The sequence below is a fragment of the Luteimonas sp. A611 genome (genome assembly GCF_054072715.1).
The window spans coordinates 2,166,558-2,182,557 of the sequence record NZ_JBSVRP010000001.1 but is presented as its reverse complement, the minus strand read 5'-3'; the positions used below and the strand labels follow the sequence as shown (position 1 = coordinate 2,182,557).

10 protein-coding genes, 1 pseudogene and 1 riboswitch are annotated in these 16,000 nt (G+C 69.2%); of the genes and pseudogenes, 4 read left to right on the top strand and 7 right to left on the bottom strand.

Going from position 1 to position 16,000, the window contains the following annotated elements; genetic code table 11:
* Nucleotides 1–156 precede the first annotated feature (156 nt).
* Both ACW5EG_RS09745 and ACW5EG_RS09740 read right to left on the bottom strand, forming a co-directional pair.
* The gene (locus tag ACW5EG_RS09745; RefSeq protein WP_457021334.1) at nucleotides 157–1,881 is read right to left on the bottom strand and encodes an IlvD/Edd family dehydratase; all 1,725 of its coding nucleotides are present in this window, start codon (nucleotides 1,879–1,881) and stop codon (nucleotides 157–159) included.
* A gap of 296 nt (nucleotides 1,882–2,177) precedes the next feature.
* Nucleotides 2,178–3,140: a LysR substrate-binding domain-containing protein gene (locus ACW5EG_RS09740; RefSeq protein WP_457021333.1), complete on the bottom strand. Its 963-nt coding sequence runs from the start codon at nucleotides 3,138–3,140 to the stop codon at nucleotides 2,178–2,180.
* A gap of 160 nt (nucleotides 3,141–3,300) precedes the next feature.
* On the opposite strand from ACW5EG_RS09740, the gene ACW5EG_RS09735 reads away from it, so the two are divergent.
* From ACW5EG_RS09735 to ACW5EG_RS09720, 4 genes are all read left to right on the top strand, one after another.
* A complete protein-coding gene (locus tag ACW5EG_RS09735) occupies nucleotides 3,301–4,650 on the top strand; it encodes an MFS transporter (protein ID WP_457019704.1) in 1,350 nt (449 codons plus the stop codon).
* 22 nt (nucleotides 4,651–4,672) lie between these two features.
* Nucleotides 4,673–5,638, top strand: coding sequence for a glycoside hydrolase family 43 protein (locus tag ACW5EG_RS09730; RefSeq protein ID WP_457019702.1), 966 nt, complete (start codon nucleotides 4,673–4,675; stop codon nucleotides 5,636–5,638).
* Nucleotides 5,635–6,702: a family 43 glycosylhydrolase gene (locus tag ACW5EG_RS09725; RefSeq protein ID WP_457019700.1), complete on the top strand. Its 1,068-nt coding sequence runs from the start codon at nucleotides 5,635–5,637 to the stop codon at nucleotides 6,700–6,702. The genes ACW5EG_RS09730 and ACW5EG_RS09725 overlap by 4 nt, the downstream gene beginning before the upstream one ends.
* Nucleotides 6,703–6,893: 191 nt before the next feature.
* Nucleotides 6,894–8,399: an amino acid permease gene (locus tag ACW5EG_RS09720; protein WP_457019699.1), complete on the top strand. Its 1,506-nt coding sequence runs from the start codon at nucleotides 6,894–6,896 to the stop codon at nucleotides 8,397–8,399.
* A 24-nt stretch (nucleotides 8,400–8,423) separates the two neighbouring features.
* Here ACW5EG_RS09720 and ACW5EG_RS09715 read toward each other — a convergent pair whose 3' ends face one another.
* The 5 genes and pseudogenes from ACW5EG_RS09715 to ACW5EG_RS09695 form a co-directional block, all read right to left on the bottom strand.
* Complete coding sequence (locus ACW5EG_RS09715) at nucleotides 8,424–9,920, bottom strand: TonB-dependent receptor domain-containing protein (RefSeq protein WP_457021332.1); 1,497 nt, start codon at nucleotides 9,918–9,920, stop codon at nucleotides 8,424–8,426.
* A 178-nt stretch (nucleotides 9,921–10,098) separates the two neighbouring features.
* Nucleotides 10,099–10,554, bottom strand: a pseudogene (locus tag ACW5EG_RS09710) (TonB-dependent receptor plug domain-containing protein); the annotation flags it as partial.
* Nucleotides 10,555–10,612: 58 nt separating this feature from the next.
* On the bottom strand, nucleotides 10,613–10,945 hold the full coding sequence (locus ACW5EG_RS09705; RefSeq protein ID WP_457021331.1) for a DUF2946 family protein: 333 nt from the start codon (nucleotides 10,943–10,945) through the stop codon (nucleotides 10,613–10,615).
* A 157-nt stretch (nucleotides 10,946–11,102) separates the two neighbouring features.
* On the bottom strand, nucleotides 11,103–13,391 hold the full coding sequence (metE, locus tag ACW5EG_RS09700) for a 5-methyltetrahydropteroyltriglutamate--homocysteine S-methyltransferase (RefSeq protein ID WP_457021330.1): 2,289 nt from the start codon (nucleotides 13,389–13,391) through the stop codon (nucleotides 11,103–11,105).
* Nucleotides 13,392–13,579: 188 nt separating this feature from the next.
* Nucleotides 13,580–13,816: riboswitch (cobalamin riboswitch) on the bottom strand.
* A 155-nt stretch (nucleotides 13,817–13,971) separates the two neighbouring features.
* Entirely contained in the window at nucleotides 13,972–15,996 is a 2,025-nt protein-coding gene (locus tag ACW5EG_RS09695) for a nitric oxide reductase activation protein NorD (protein WP_457019692.1), read from the bottom strand.
* Between the last annotated feature and the right edge of the window lie 4 nt (nucleotides 15,997–16,000).

Genomic DNA, 16,000 nt, shown 5'->3' with positions numbered 1-16,000 from the left:
CGCCGGTGGGAGATCCCTCACTGCGTTCGGGATGACAATAGGTGATGACCTGTCATTCCGAACCTGCGCAGCGGGTGAGGAATCCGAAGCCGCGAGGGAGCCGGAACAGTCCAGGTCACACCGACAGTGCAATCCGGGACGGATGCCGTTCACCACTCAGTGCGAATCGCCCGCGACCGTGTCGCCACTTCCACCCACCAGGAAATCCAGGTCCGCGCCCAGGTGCGCCTGCTGCACGTGGTCGACGTAGAGCTTGCTCCAGCCGCGGGCAGGCGGCGCGGGCGCCGTCCACGCGTCGCGGCGACGCGCCAGCTCCGCATCCGGCACGTCCAGGTGCAGGCGCCGACCGGGCACGTCGAGCTCGATGAAATCGCCCTCCTGCACCAGGGCCAGCGGGCCACCGGCCGCGGCTTCGGGCGAGACATGCAGCACGACGGTGCCATAGGCCGTGCCGCTCATGCGTGCATCGGAAATGCGCACCAGGTCGGTGATGCCACGGCGCAGCAGCTTCGGCGGCAGCGGCATGTTGCCGACCTCGGCCATGCCAGGGTAGCCGCGCGGGCCGCAGTTTTTCAGCACCATCACCGAGTGCTCGTCGATCTCCAGCGCCTCGTCGTCGATGCGTGCCTTGAAGTCGTCGATGTCCTCGAACACCACCGCGCGGCCGCGATGCTGCAGCAGCTGCGGCGAGGCCGCTGAGGGCTTGATCACCGCGCCATCGGGCGCCAGGTTGCCGCTCAGCACGGCGATGCCGGCCGCTGCGCGCACGGGCTTGGCCAGCGGCCGGATCACGTCGAGGTTCCAGCAGGGCACGTCGGCGATGTTTTCGCCCACCGTGCGCCCGTTGGCCGTCAGCGCATCCAGGTCGAGGTATCCGGCGATCTCCCGCAGCACGCTCGGCAGGCCGCCCGCGTAGTAGAAATCCTCCATCAGATACTCGCCAGCCGGCTTCAGGTTGACCAGGCAGGGCAGCGCCGAGCCGAGCTCGTCCCAGTCGTCCAGCGACAGCGGCACGCCGAGCCGCCCCGCGATCGCGAGCAGGTGGATCACCGCATTGGTCGAACCGCCGATCGCCGCGTTGGCGCGGATTGCATTGGCGAAGGCGTTGTAGGTGAGCAGCTTGGACATGCGCAGGTCCTCGCGCACCATCTCCACGATGCGCCGGCCGGACAGGTGCGCGAGCCGGAAACGGCGCGAATCCACCGCCGGGATCGCCGCGTTCTCCGGCAACGACATGCCCATCGCCTCGACCATGCAGGCCATCGTCGAAGCTGTGCCCATGGTCATGCAGCTGCCCTTGGAGCGCTGCATGCAGGCCTCGGCCTCGGTGAATTCTTCCTGGCTGAGGGTGCCGGCGCGCACCATCTCCGACATCTCGATCACGCCCGTGCCCGAGCCCACCGGCTTGCCGCGCCAGTTGCCCGACAGCGACGGCCCGCCGGACACGCCGATCGTCGGCAGGTCGACGCTGGCCGCGCCCATCAGCAGCGCGGGCGTGGTCTTGTCGCAGCCCATCAGCAGCACCACGCCGTCGATGGGGTTGGCGCGGATCGATTCCTCCACGTCCATCGACGCGAGGTTGCGGAACAGCATCGCGGTCGGCCGCATCTGGGTCTCGCCCAGCGACATCACCGGAAACTCCAGCGGGAAGCCGCCGGCCTCGTACACGCCGCGCTTGACGTGCTCGGCCAGCTCGCGGAACGAGGAGTTGCAGGGCGTCAGCTCCGACCAGGTGTTGCAGATCCCGATCACCGGCCGGCCGTCGAACATCTCGTGCGGCAGACCCAGGCCCTTGAGCCAGCTGCGGTAGTAGAAACCCTGCTTGCCGTCGCGGCCGAACCACTGCTGGCTGCGGCGCGCTGGCTTGCCTGGAGCGCTCATGCGGTCGCGGATCCTGCCTGGGGTGAGGGAAATGACCGGGCGCCGCGGGAAGCCGCGCCGGTCGTCTGCCTCGGCGATGCTAGCCGGCGGACACATGCAAGGAAAATAACAATTGCAGGGGTATCGATATGCGTCCTGGTATGGATGCCGGGTGCACGAGCGCCGCGCACCGCGACAGTCTGGTCCCGTCATTGCTGGCGGAGCGAGGAATCCCGGGAAATCAGCGCCGCAGATTGACCGGCCTTGCCGTTGTAAAGCTCTTCTCGCTGCGCTCGAAATGACAATCGGGATGTTCCTCAGCCGCCGCTTGCAGCCCCGTCACCGGCGTACACCTGCGCGGCCAGCTCCCGCAGCGTTGCCAGCGCGGTGCGGGCGCCGGGCGAGAGCAGCCAGTCGGTGCGGGTGATGAAGCCGAACGAATCCATCCGGCACGACAGCTCCACCGGCAACTGCTTCACCATCCCGTAGCCGGCGTAATGGCGCGCCACGTCCACCGGCACCACGGCCAGGTGGTCGCTGCCCTGCAGCAGGCGCGGCACCAGCACCAGGGCGGCCGTGCCGATCACCTGGCGCGGCGGCTGCAGGCCCGCGTTCTGGAACATCAGCTCGAAGCGGTGGCGCAGCACGCTGCCCTCCGGCGGCACCACCCAGCTGGCCCTGGCCAGCTCAGCCAGCCCCGGCGTGCCGCCCGCCAGCAGCGGATGGTCGGGCCGGGCGATCGCGCACACGTCCTCCTCGGCCAGCGGCTCGTACTGCAGGTTGCGCTTGTCGTGGCGTGGGAACAGGCGGCCGATCATCAGGTCGATGCGGTTCTGCGCCAGTTGCTCGAGCAGCACGTCGCTGCTTTCCACCATCACCGACACGCGCAGGTCCGGGTGGTCGCGGTGCAGCCGCGCCAGCGTGGGCGGCAGCAGGGTCATGGCCGGCCCGGCGATTGCGCCGATGGTCACGTTGCCGGCGTGGCCGGCCTTGAGCGCCTCGATCTCGGCCCCGGCCTCGGCCAGGCTGGCCAGTGCGATGCGGCCGTGGCGGATCATGCTCTCGCCGTACCAGGTCGCGCGCATGCCGCGCGGCAGGCGCTCGAACAGCGGCACGCCGATCAGCTCCTCCAGGTCCTTGAGCAGCTTGGACGCGGCCGGCTGCGACATGTTCAGCGTTTCGGCCGCGCGGTGGATGTTGCCCTGCTCCTCGATCGCGATCAGCAGCATCAGCTGGCGCGTCTTCAGGCGCGCACGGACAAACCAGGGAGGGCTGGGCACGGCAGGACTCCTATATCGGCATCGATATCGATTATCGCTATTTTTGTATTTGTTGCATATCCGTGCCCCGACCAGAATGGGCACGGCCGAGGACGCCGCAGATGCGCCCGGCCGACGACCCGCGTGGCCGCGGGAAGGATCACGCATCCGCGGAGGGGCGATGCAGGACCAGAAGCTGTCGGTGCTCGAGAAGGTCGGCTTCGGCGCCGGCGACATGGCGGTGAACGTCGTCATCTCCTCGATGATGTTGATCATCACCTTCTTCTACACCGACGTGTACGGGCTCAAGCCCACCGACGTCGCCCTGCTGCTGATCGTGGTGCGCATGTTCGATGCCGTCACCGACCCGCTGATGGGCCTGGTCACCGACCGCGTCGAGACGCGCTGGGGCCGCTACCGCCCGTACTTCCTGGTGTTCGCGATCCCGTTCGGCATCTCGGTGTTCCTCGTGTTCACCACGCCAGACGCCGACTACGGCGCCAAGCTGGCCTGGGCCTACGCGACCTACCTGCTGGTCACGCTGTTCTTCACCGTGGTCACGATTCCCTACATCTCGCTGATCGGCGTGCTCACCGCCGATCCGAAGGAGCGGCTCTCGGCCAACGGCTATCGCCTGTTCTTCGCCAAGGTCGCGGCCTTCATGGTGACCATCCTGGTGCCGGTGCTGGCCGAATCCTGGGGCCGCGGCAACCTCGCCGAGGGCTACCGCTGGGCGATGGGGCTGATGGGGCTGATGGCGACGCTGCTGTTGCTGCTGTGCTTCTTCACCACCACCGAGCGCATCCGCCACCACGTCGACCGCACGCCGCTGCGGCAGCAGGTGCGGCTGCTGCTGCGCAACGACCAGTGGCTGCTGCTGTGCGCGGTGTGCGTGATCGGCACCATCGGCTACGTGGTGCGCGGCTCGGTCGCGGCCTACTACGCCAAGTACTACCTCGGCGGCGACGCGAAGATGCTGTCGGCCTTCCTGGCCACCGGCGTGGGCGCCGCGATCCTGGCGATGGTGGCCTCCACCTGGATCACCAAGCGCTGGTGCAAGGTGGCGATGTTCCGCTGGTCGCAGCTGGCCGTCGGCGTGCTGAGCGTGGCGATGTACTTCCTGGTGCAGCCCGGCGACGTGGCGCTGGCCTTCGTGTTCTATTTCCTGATCTGCTTCGTGGTCGACCTGCACGCACCGGTGTTCTGGTCGGCCATCGTCGAAGCGGTGGACTACGGCCACGCCAGGAGCGGCCGGCGCGTGGCCGGACTGGCGATGGGCGGCATCTCGTTCTGCCAGAAGGCCGGCATGGGCGTGGCCGGCGCGATTGTCGGCATGCTGCTGGGCGGGTTCGGCTATGTGCCCGACCAGCCGCAAACGCCGCATGCGCTCAACGGCATCGCGCTGATGCTGACCATCATTCCCGGCCTGTTCCACGCGCTGATGGGCGGAGTGATGTTCTTCTACCGCATCACCGACGAACGCTACCGCCAGATCCGCGCGCAGATCCTGTCCGACGCGCCGGCAGCGTGATGGGCGCAGCAGGGAGTCCCGCATGAAGCTCCGCAACCCGTTCATCCTCAATCGTGCAGATCCGCATATCAGCCTGCACGATGGCCACTACCACTTCACCGCCTCGGTGCCCGAGTACGATCGCATCGTGCTGCGCCGCGCGCCGACCCTGGCGGGACTGGTCACCGCGGAAGAGAGGGCGCTGTGGGCCGCGCCCGCAAGCGGACCGACGTGTTCGCTGGTCTGGGCGCCGGAGCTGCACCGCATCGGCGGCGCCTGGTTCATCTACTTCGCAGTCGCGCCCTCGCGCGAGATCAGGGACGAGCTGTTCCAGCACCGTATGTACGCGCTGCGCTGCAGGGCCCAGGACCCGATGCAGGGCGAGTGGGAACTCGCCGGCCACGTCGACAGCGGCATCGACGCCTTCTGCCTGGACGCCACCAGCTTCAAGCACCGCGGCGTGCAGTACTACCTCTGGGCGCAGAAGCATCCCGACATCCCCGGCAACTCCAATCTCTACCTCGCGCCATTGCGCGACGGCCTGCACATCGAGGGCGAGCCGGTGCTGCTGACCAGGCCCGAGTTCGACTGGGAAGTGCAGGGTTTCCTGGTCAACGAAGGCCCGTCGGTGCTGATCCGCCACGGCCGTGTGTTCGTCACCTATTCGGCCAGCGCCACCGACGAACGCTACGCGATGGGCCTGCTCTGGGCCGATGCCGACGCGGACCTGCTCGACCCCGCCAGCTGGCACAAGGCGCAGACACCGGTGTTCACCAGCAACATCGAGGCCGAGGTGTTCGGTCCCGGCCACAACAGCTTCACCGTCGCGCCGGACGGCGTCACCGACCTGCTGGTCTACCACGCGCGCAACTACACGCAGATCGAAGGCGACCCCTTGTGGAATCCGGACCGCCACACGTGCCTGCATCCGCTGCAATGGGACGCCGACGGCATGCCGGTATTCGGGCGGCCGCTGCGCGAAGTGGAGATCCCGGGGGCGGCAGGATGAGGCGGCTGCTGCAGCTGGCGATGCTGGCGTTGGCCTGCATGCTCGCGCTGCCCGCGTGCGCGCAGGACGTCCGCCCCAACAACGACGACATGATGGAAAGCCCGCCGGTCGCCGCGCCGCGCGAAGGCTACTGGGCCGACGTGCTGGCGCACGACCCGGTGATGATCCGCCAGGGCGAGACCTGGTACGCATTCGTCACCGGCCCGGGCATCACCGTCTACAGCTCGAACGACCTCGAGACCTGGAAGGCCGAGCCGCAGGTGTTCGCGGAGATTCCCGCGTGGGCCTACGACATCGTCCCCGGGTTCAACGGCCACATCTGGGCACCGGACATCTCGCACCACGACGGCACCTGGTACCTGTACTACTCGATCTCCAGCGGCGGCAAGAACACATCCGCCATTGGCGTGGCCACCAACACCACGCTCGATGCGTCCGATCCCGCGCATCGGTGGGTCGACCACGGCATCGTGTTGCGCTCGGTGCCGCATCGCGACATGTGGAACGCGATCGACGCGAATCTCGTCGAGGACGACGACGGCACGCCGTGGCTGGCCTTCGGCTCGTTCTGGGGCGGGCTGAAGCTGGTCAAGCTGCGCGAGGACCGCCTGCGCCCCGCCGAGCCGCAGCAATGGCACACGCTGGCCAAGCGCGCGCGCTCGATCCTGGTCGACGACGCCGAGCCCGAGCCCGGCGCGATCGAGGCGCCGTTCGTGTTCAAGCGCGACGGCTGGTACTACCTCTTCGTCTCCTGGGACCACTGCTGCCGCGGTGCGAAAAGCGACTACCGCATCATGGTCGGCCGCTCGCGCACGCTCACCGGCCCCTACCTCGATCGCGACGGCCAGCGCATGGACCAGGGCGGCGCCACCGAAGTCCTGCGCGGCACCCCGCGCTGGCCCGGCCCCGGCCACAACAGCGCCTACAGCTTCGAGGGCAGGGACTACCTCGTCTTCCACGCCTACGACGTCGAGGACGGCGGCTTGCCGAAGCTCAAGGTGTTGCCGATGACGTGGGATGGAGAAGGCTGGCCGGTGGTGGATCCGGCGCCGCTCCTGCGTTGATCCGGAGCCGGCCCCGGCCCGATCCGCGCGACGCGCCGCTGTTCTCCCTCCCCTTGAAGGGGAGGACTTGAAGCACGCTGATGCCGGCACCGGGCATTGTTCCCTTGCAGTCGCCGGGCGTAGCCTGCGCGCAGGACTGCGCCTGCACACCCGGGCGGCGCAGCACGCCCCCGCCGTTCCGTGAGCCCGAGATGTCGCCTTCCCCAAGCCGCAAGGCCAGCTTCCTGCCCAGCCTGCTGCGCACCAAGTCGATCGAACAGACCATTGCCGATGCGGCCGAGCCGGGGCGTGAGCTCAAGCGCTCGCTCACCGCCTGGGACCTGATGATCCTGGGCGTGGCGGTGGCGGTCGGGGCGGGCATCTTCTCGGTGGGCGCGCGCGCGGCGGGCAGTTTCGCCGGTCCCGCGGTGACGCTGTCGTTCCTGCTGGCCGCGCTGGCCTGCGCGCTGGCGATGATGTGCTACGCCGAGTTCGCCTCCAGCATCCCGGTCGCGGGCAGCGCCTACACCTACACCTACGCCACGCTTGGCGAATTCCTGGCCTGGATCATCGGCTGGGACCTGATCCTGGAACTGCTGACCGCCGCCGCGGTGATCGCCAAGTACTGGGGCATCTACCTGGCGATGGTGTTCGAGCTGTTCGATGTCGACATACCGACCACCGTCGACGTGGCCGGGATCGGCCTGGACTGGGGTCCGCTGTTTATCGTCGCGGTGTTCACCGGGCTGCTGATCCTCGGCACCAAGATCTCGGCGCAGGTCAACAACGTGTTCACCCTGATCAAGGTGGGGATCGTGGTGTTCGTGATCGTGGTGGGCCTGACCTACTTCGACCCGGCCAACCTCAAGCCTTTCGTTCCGCCGGCCGTGCCCACGCAGGGCGGCGATGGTGACGTGTGGGCGCAGTCGCTGCTGGCCTGGGCCACCGGCGCGGAGCCGGCGAAATACGGGCTGGCCGGCGTGCTGTCCGGTGCGGCGCTGGTGTTCTTCGCCTTCATCGGTTTCGACGTGGTCGCGACCTCGGCCGAAGAGGTCAAGGACCCGCAGCGCACCCTGCCGCTGGGCATCTTCGGTGGCCTGGCGCTGGTGACCCTGCTGTACGTCGGCGTCGCGCTGGCATTGACCGGCATGGTGCCGTACACGCTGCTGGCCGAAGCCGAGAACCCCTCGCTGGCCACGGCCTTCGTCGCGGTCGGCGCGGGCTGGGCGGCGCAGGTGATCTCGATCGGCATCCTGGTCGGCCTGACCACGGTGATCATGGTGCTGCTGATGGGACTGTCGCGGGTGCTGCTGGCGATGAGCCGCGACGGCCTGCTGCCGCGCTGGCTCAGCGTCACCTCGCAAACGCGCAAGACCCCGGTGCGCCTGCAGCTGATCACCGGCGCGGCGGTCGCGCTGCTGGCGGGCTTCACCCAGGTCGAGATCCTGGAGGAGATGATCAACATCGGCACGCTGTCGGCCTTCGTGCTGGTGAGCCTGGCGGTGGTGGTGCTGCGGCGCACGCGCCCGGACCTGCCGCGTGCCTATCGCGTCCCGTTCTCGCCGGTGCTGCCGATCATCTCGGCGCTGCTTTGCTTCTACCTGATGCTCAACCTGACCACGCTGACCTGGGTGCGGTTCGGGGTGTGGCTGGTGCTGGGCGCGGCGGTCTATTTCATCTACGGGCGGCGTCATGCGCGGGTGGGGCAGGCGGGCTGAACGTCTCGCGCTGGCCGTCGCCGTTCAAAACAGATACCGCATACCGACGTAGACCGAGCGCGGCTCGCCCGCCTGCAGGATGGCATCGTCCAGGCGGGCCCGGTCGCGCACGCTGAAGCTGCCCACGTACTTCCGGTCGAGCAGGTTCCTGGCCTCGGCAAACAGTTGCCAGCGCTCGCGCTCGATGCCGGTGCGCAGGCCGAGCAGGGCGTATCCGCCCACGCGGTAGCTGTTGGCGAAGTCCGCGTAGCGCGAGCCGACCAGGTCGAAGGTCGGTCCGGCGAACAGGCCGCCCCGATGTCGGTACACCAGTTCGCCGCGGATCGCGTAGTCGGGGGCGGCGGGCAGGGTGTTGTCGCCATGGAAGCGGTCGCCGTCGAACGAGAACGCGTTCCACGTCGCGCTGAGCAGCGGTTCGATGCGGTGCGTGCCATTGCCGATGGCGAAGCTCGCGCCAAGCAGTGCCTCGAGGCCGGCGTGCACGGTACGGTCCACGTTGGACGACAGGCTGGTGCCCGGCGCCGCCGGATCGTCCACCGACAGGATCTCGTCGCGGATGCGCGCGTAATACAACGACACGTCCCAATGCCAGCGCGCCGCATCCAAGGACAGCGCGGTCTCGCCGCGCACGCCGACTTCCAGCACCGCGCCGTGCATCGCATCCAGGGTCGCGCCGTCGCCGCGCACATCGTCCTCCAGCTCGAAAACCGTGGGCGCCTCGTACAGGCGGCTGGCGCTGGCGAAGGCCTCGCTGCCGGCGCCCAGCGCGTGGATCACGCCCACACGCGGGTTGAAGGCGGTGTAGTCGCGGCGCGGGTTGCGCACGGTGCCGGTGGCCAGGTCCGTGCTGCGCACGTCGCGGCCGGTGAGCACGCCCTGCGCGCCATAGACCATGGTCCAGTCGGGCGCGATCGCCCAGCGGTCCACCACGAACAGCTCCACGCTGTCGGAGCGGTTGTCGATGATGCCGGTCTGGCCGTTGCGCATGCCGCCGGCATTGCGATGGTCGCCGCCCTGTTCGCGGGTGTCGGCCAGGTTGATGCCGGCAAGGACGTCGTGCTCGCCGATTCGTGCGCTGTAGCGGACCATGCCGGCGAGAGTGCGCTGGTCGGTGGTCTTGAGCAGGCTGAAGACCTCCACTGGCGGGGCGGGGCCGGGGCCATCGAAATCGACCATGACCTTGTCGACGATGGGGTGGTAGAGATGCTGGCCCTCCCTGGACAGGCCGAAGTCGAGCCTGCGGTCCGTGGCCGGGCTCCAGCTGCCCCTGGCAGCCAGCCGGCTGGTTCGCACGTTGAGCTGGTAATGGCCGCTGATGGCCGAGGGATTGGGTTGGAACCGGTCGGCGTCGAACTGCGCGCGGCTCAGGCCGCCGGCGAGTTCCTCCTCGCTGTCCAGGTAGGTGGCGAACACGCGCAGATCCAGCGCCGGGGTCGCGCGCCAGCCGGCATTGGCGTAGAGGCCGGCGCGGTCCTGTCGGCTGTGCCCGCGATAGCCGTCGCGGCCGGTGCCTTCCAGCATCGAGGTCGCCCGACACGCCGCCGGCCGTCAGCCGGCCGCGCCACACGCCGTGGCTGCCAACGGTGGCGGCCAGTTGCCGTGGAGCGCTGTTGCGCGCGGTGGGCGAGATGAAATCGATCGCGCCGCCGAGCGTGCTGGCGCCATGGGTGAGCGCGTTGGCGCCGCGGGCCACCACGACATGGCGCGCCGCGACCGGATCCAGGAACCGGTTGTGGTTGTTGCCGTCGGCCGTGGTGACCGGCAGCCCGTCCTGGAACAGCTTGATGCCATTGCTGTCATAGCCGGTGGCGTCGAGGTTGGAGCCGCGGCTGGAGATGAACACGGCATCGCCACCGGTACTGCTCTCGATCCAGACGCCCGGCACATAGCGCAGCGCGTCGGCGAGGTGGCCGACAGACCGGCGCTGGAAGGTCTCGCCATCGACGACGGTCACCGCGCCGGGCGTCAGCGCCCGCTCGGCGTGCAGCGGGTCGCGGGTGCCCTGCACTTCGATCGCATCGAGGGTGGTGGCCCGGGGTTTGGCGCCGGCAGGCGGGGCAGGATCCGCGAACGCGGGCAGGGAGACGGACAGCGCGACCAGGACGGCCGCGCACAGGCGCCGCGCGTGCGGCGCCGGGCAGAGGGGAATCGACATGTTGGCTCCAAGGCACAAGGACGCGACGCGAAGGTCGCGCGGGCGGATGGCTTGTGGCTCAGGACAGGAGCGGCGGGCCTTGCGAACCAAGGCCGCGAAGGTTGCGCAGCGGCCTCGCGATCCGCGTGCAGCCTCGCAATGCAGGCAGTTGCGCCGCCCACAACAGCAGCGCGAACAAAAGCGCCAGCACCAGCGGTGCCGGCGTGGTGAGCGCGCAATAGCCGCAGGCATCGTCGTCCGCCGACGGCAGGTTCGCAGGCTGCTCCACGTCGCCCACGAAGGGCGAGACGTCGATCAGCTTCATGCCCGCCTTGGTGCACATTTCCATCAGGATCAGTGCGCCATCCGGCATCGAGGCGGCCAGCACGCGGCTGACGGCCGGCGCGGCCACGGCAGCAGCATGGCCACGAGGGCGAGCAGCGCCATGTGCCTGGAGAAGGGCGTCGACCGGTTCATGCGGGCGCCAGTATAGGCACGTGCCCCGGCACGTCGCAGGCCGGGAAAGCAGCGGCGCGCCGCCGCCGGGTCGTTGGCGGCGCGCCGTCCGCTCACGCGGCTACGACCTCCGCGCGCAGTCTCCGCGCCGCCTCCACCATGGCTTCAAGCGCGGCGCGGGCTTCCCGCCAGCCACGCGTTTTCAGGCCACAGTCGGGGTTGACCCAGATCTGCTCGGGCGCGAGCACTGCCTTCGCCTTGGCCAGCAACCTGCCCATCTCGGCATGGTCGGGCACGCGCGGCGAGTGGATGTCGTAGACACCAGGCCCGATCTCGTTGGGGTAGCGGAACTTCACGAACGCGTCCAGAAGCTCCATGCGCGAGCGCGATGTTTCGATGGAGATCACGTCCGCGTCCATCGCCGCCACCGCCTCGATGATGTCGTTGAACTCCGAGTAGCACATGTGCGTGTGGATCTGGGTCTCGTCCTCCACGCCCGATGCGGTGATGCGGAAGCACCGCACTGCCCAGTCGAGGTATTCCTGCCACTCCGCGCGACGCAGCGGGAGGCCTTCGCGCAGGGCAGGTTCGTCGACCTGGATGATGCCGATCCCGGCAGCCTCCAGGTCCAGCACCTCGTCGCGCAGGGCCAGCGCGATCTGCTGGCAGGTCTGCGCACGCGGCTGGTCGTCGCGCACGAACGACCACTGCAGCACCGTCACCGGTCCGGTCAGCATGCCCTTCATCGGCCTGTCGGTCAGCGACTGCGCATGGCGCGACCAGCGCACCGTCATCGGCGCCGGCCGGCTGACATCGCCGAAGATGATCGGCGGCTTCACGCAGCGCGAGCCGTAGCTCTGCACCCAGCCGCTGCCGGTGAATGCAAAGCCGTCGAGCTGCTCGCCGAAGTATTCGACCATGTCGTTGCGTTCGAACCCGCCGTGCACCAGCACGTCCAGGCCGATCTCCTCCTGCACCCGCACGCAGCGCTCGGTTTCAAGCGCTATGAAGGCGTCGTAGTCCGATTCGCTCAAGCGCCCCGATCGCAGCCCGGCCCGTGCATCGCGCACCTGCTTGGTCTGCGGGAACGAGCCGATTGTGGTGGTGGGGAACAGGGGCAGGCCGAAGCGCTGTCGCTGTGCGACCCTGCGCTGGACGTAGGGTGAGCTGCGCCTGTCCACGGCCGCGCCCATCGCTGCGACACGATCGGCAACCTCCGGCCTGTGGACCCGGGGCGATCGCCGTCTGGCTTCGATCCGCTCGCGCGCCAGCGCCAGCGACGAGTCGGCCGACACCAGCCCGTTCAGCGCATCGGCCAGCACGCGCAGCTCCTCGAGCTTCTGCCGCGCGAATGCAAGCCACCTGTGGAGGTCGGCAGGCAGCGAACGTTCCAGCGTCACGTCGAGCGGGCTGTGCAGCAGCGAGCAGGACGGGGCGACCTGCAGTCGTTCGCCGCCGCGCCGGTCGTGGGCGCGCCGCGCCAGCGCCAGTGCCTGGTCCAGGTCCGTGCGCCAGACGTTGCGCCCGTCCACGAGGCCCAGCGACAGCACGCGGTCGGCTGGCCAAGCGTCCAGTACCGCGTCAAGCTGCTCCGGTGCGCGGACCAGGTCGACGTGCAGGCCCTCGACGGACAGCGAGCACGCCGTCACCAGGTTGTCGCCCAGCGCGCCGAAGCACGTCGCCAGCAGCAGCCGCGGCCGCGACACCCGTGCCAGCGTGGCATAAGTGTGGCGATAGGCGGCCTGCTCCGATGCGTCCTGGTCGAGCGCCAGGCAGGGCTCGTCGATCTGCACCCATTCGGCGCCGGCCTCGCGCAGCTTTCCGAGCAGGTCGGCATATGCGGCAACCAGGTCGGGCAGCAGCTCCAGCCGGTCGCCGCCATCGACAGATTTGGACAGCAGCAGGAAGCTCGCCGGGCCGAGCAGGACAGGGCGCGCCTTCGCTCCGGCCGCCTTCGCTTCCAGGAACTCTGCAATGGGCTTGTCGCCACGCAGGCGGAAGGTCTGCCCGGCCTCGAGTTCGGGCACCAGGTAGTGGTAGTTGGTGTCGAACCACTTGGTCATTTCCAGCGCCGGCAGGTCCAAGTCCTCCGTCTGCAGGCCCCGCGCCATCGCGAAGTAGGCCTGGAGCGGGTCGGCGTCGGCCAGCGCGCGGTAGCGGGCGGGAATCGCGTCGAACAGGAACGCGGTGTCCAGCACGTGGTCGTAGAGCGAAAAATCGTTGCAGGGCACGGTGTCCGCGCCTGCGGCATGCTGCAGCTGCCAGTGGCGAAGGCGCAGCGCCTGCGCCTGGTCCTGCAATTCCGCGGCGGACGTATCGCCCCGCCAGAATGCCTCGACCGCGCGCTTGAGCTCGCGCCTGGCGCCGATGCGGGGAAATCCCAGGTTTGTCACGGTGGTCATCGTGCTTGTCCTCGATTCGGAGTGAACGAAGAACGAAGGAACCGCGCAGGCTCCCCACGACACGGCAGGCGCCCACGCCAGCGACCTTCGCCCCCTCGGGCGAACCGGTGCCGTCGGACATGCGCGGACTTCCATGCCAGGTCGGGCATGGGCTTCCCGCGCACCCTTCGGGCGCCAGGTCAGACAGGGATCGCTCCCTGGCCGAGGCAGGTCTTCGGGCTCGTGGACCCGGCCGGCCGAAGCCGTCCACCTACTGCCCGCCGCTTCCCGGTCCGCCAGGACCAGTGCTTGTGGCGAGGGTCGTTTCCACACACCGCTGCGGGGCAGCGCCGGAATGGGGCCCCGAAGGCCCGCACCGGACTTCCCAATTAAATATATCTCTCTATCGCAATAGAGAGATATATACCTTCGGCGGGCGCAACGTTACCCCGCTGCACGTGCCCGGTCAATCATCAGTGGGGCCGCCTGCCTGGAGCGACCGCCGCCGGAAGCTGCGGAACGGCAGCCGGGACCGGAGGCCGCCGGGGGCGTTGGCGCAGCAACCTGATCGGCCAGGCATGGAACGCGTGCGCGACTGCCGTCATCGCGCCAGCAGGCGCTTGGTCCAGTCCAGCAGCACCAGCGGCAGGCGCTCGGGCGTCGACAACAGGGCGTAGTGGCCCGGTCCGAATACCTTGGGCAGGTAGCCCGGGGCCTGCAGGTCCACCGTCAGGCAGAACGGGAAGACGCCCTGCAGCCGCGCTTCGGTGACCGACTGGCGCATGTCCTCGACGCCGAACAGGCCGTCGTAGCGGTCGGCGTCGTTGGGCTTGCCGTCCGACAGCATCAGCAGCAGGCGATGCTCGGCGGGTTGGCGCATCAGCAACGCCGTCGCATGGCGGATGGCGGCGCCGGCGCGGGTGTAGTTTTCCGGTTCAAGACCGGCGATGCGCAGCGCCACTTCCTGCCCGTACGGCTCGTCGAAGTCCTTGAGCATGCGCATGATCACGCCGTGCGGGCCTTCGCCTGAAAACGACATCACGCAGAACGGTTCGCCCAGGCCCTGCAGGGCCATGCACACCAGCAGCAGCGCCTCGCGTTCGACGTCGATGACGCGCCGGCGATCGCCGATGAAACCGTCGGTGGAGCCGCTGGCATCGACCAGCAGGCAGACCGCGATGCTGCGCCGGCCCGGCCGCCGTGCCTCGTACAACCCTTCGCGCAGGAAGCCGCCCGCGCGCAGGTCGGCGCGGCCTTCCACGCAGGCGTCGATGTCGATGTCCTCGCCGTCGCTCTGCCGGCGCAGGCGCACGCGTTCGGGCCGCAACGCCTCGAACTGGCGGCGAATGCCGTCCAGGTGTGAGCGGTGGCGGGCGAGCGTGGCGTCGATCCACGCGGGATCGCCGTGCACCGGCGCGATCAGGCGCACCGTGGTGCCGTGTTCGATGTAGGACGCGTCCGCATGATTCCATTCGGGATAGCGGAAGCGCGCGTCGCCTTCGCCGTCGCCCTTGAACTCGAGTATTGCGCGACTGGCCGGCGGGTCGTCCGACAGCAGCACTTCGCGCGGCGGGTCGGGCGCGGCGATCATGCGCGTCGATGCCAGCTCCGAGAGCATGTCGCCGTATTCGTCGGCGCTGGTCTCGTCGTCGCGATCGACCGGTCGCTGCAGGCCGAAGGGATCCTCGGCGACCTCGTGCGGGGCGTCCTGCTGGATCATCCACACGCCGGGCTCGCCTGGCTTGTCCTCGTCCTCGACCGCATCGCGCCCTTCGGGCCGGCGCTCCATCCGCGCGCTGCGCACCGGCCGGTCGTCGTCGACCGCGGACGGCGCGCCGTCGACGAGGTGGGCGGTGGCGCCGCCGGTCGTGCGCAGTTCACCGGTCCACCAGTCACGGTACAGCGGCATCGGCCCGAGCCGACGCGATTCGGCGGCGCTGATGGACCACTCCCGCAGCAGCCGTTCCGCCTGTGCCAGGGAATCCCCGACCGCATGAGCCGCTGGCGTGGGAGACGACGCCAGATCGCGCTCCAGGATGTCGCGCACCAGCCGCTCCAGCGGCTGTCGTGCCGGCGCGAAGTCGGCCAGGGGTGGCCGAGCCGCAAGCGCCAGCCGGCGCAGTCGTCGCAGCGCCGGCACCAGTCCGGGGAACGACCGTGCGATGTCGTCCTCGGCGGCCTGCGCCTCCAGCACCAGCGCGGTGTCGCGCAGCAGCGCATCACGCTGCTGGACGATCGCCTGTGCGTTGCCGCGCATGGCCCGGCGCGCCTGCTGCATGGCCATCGCGCGATACAGCTCGGACGCTTCCACCGCGTCGCAGGTATCCAGGTGCGTGGGCAGCCAGATGGTGTCGCCGCTGGTGGCCGGCAGTGCCTGCCGGTGGCGTGGATACGCAGGCGCGTGGAACAGCCGGTGCAGCAGGGTCGGCCGCGCCGGGGGCAGGGCGACCCGCATCGGAAGGCTGGTGCCGCAGGCGGCCGACAGCAGCAGGTCCAGGCGCCGCGCCAGCGATGCCAGCGCTATGGGTGCGTCGGGCTCGCGCGCGTAATGCCGGCGCCAGGTGTCGCGGATGAATACCGTCGCATGTCGCGCTGCATCGACGACGACGTCTTCGGCTTCGGCCATGTCG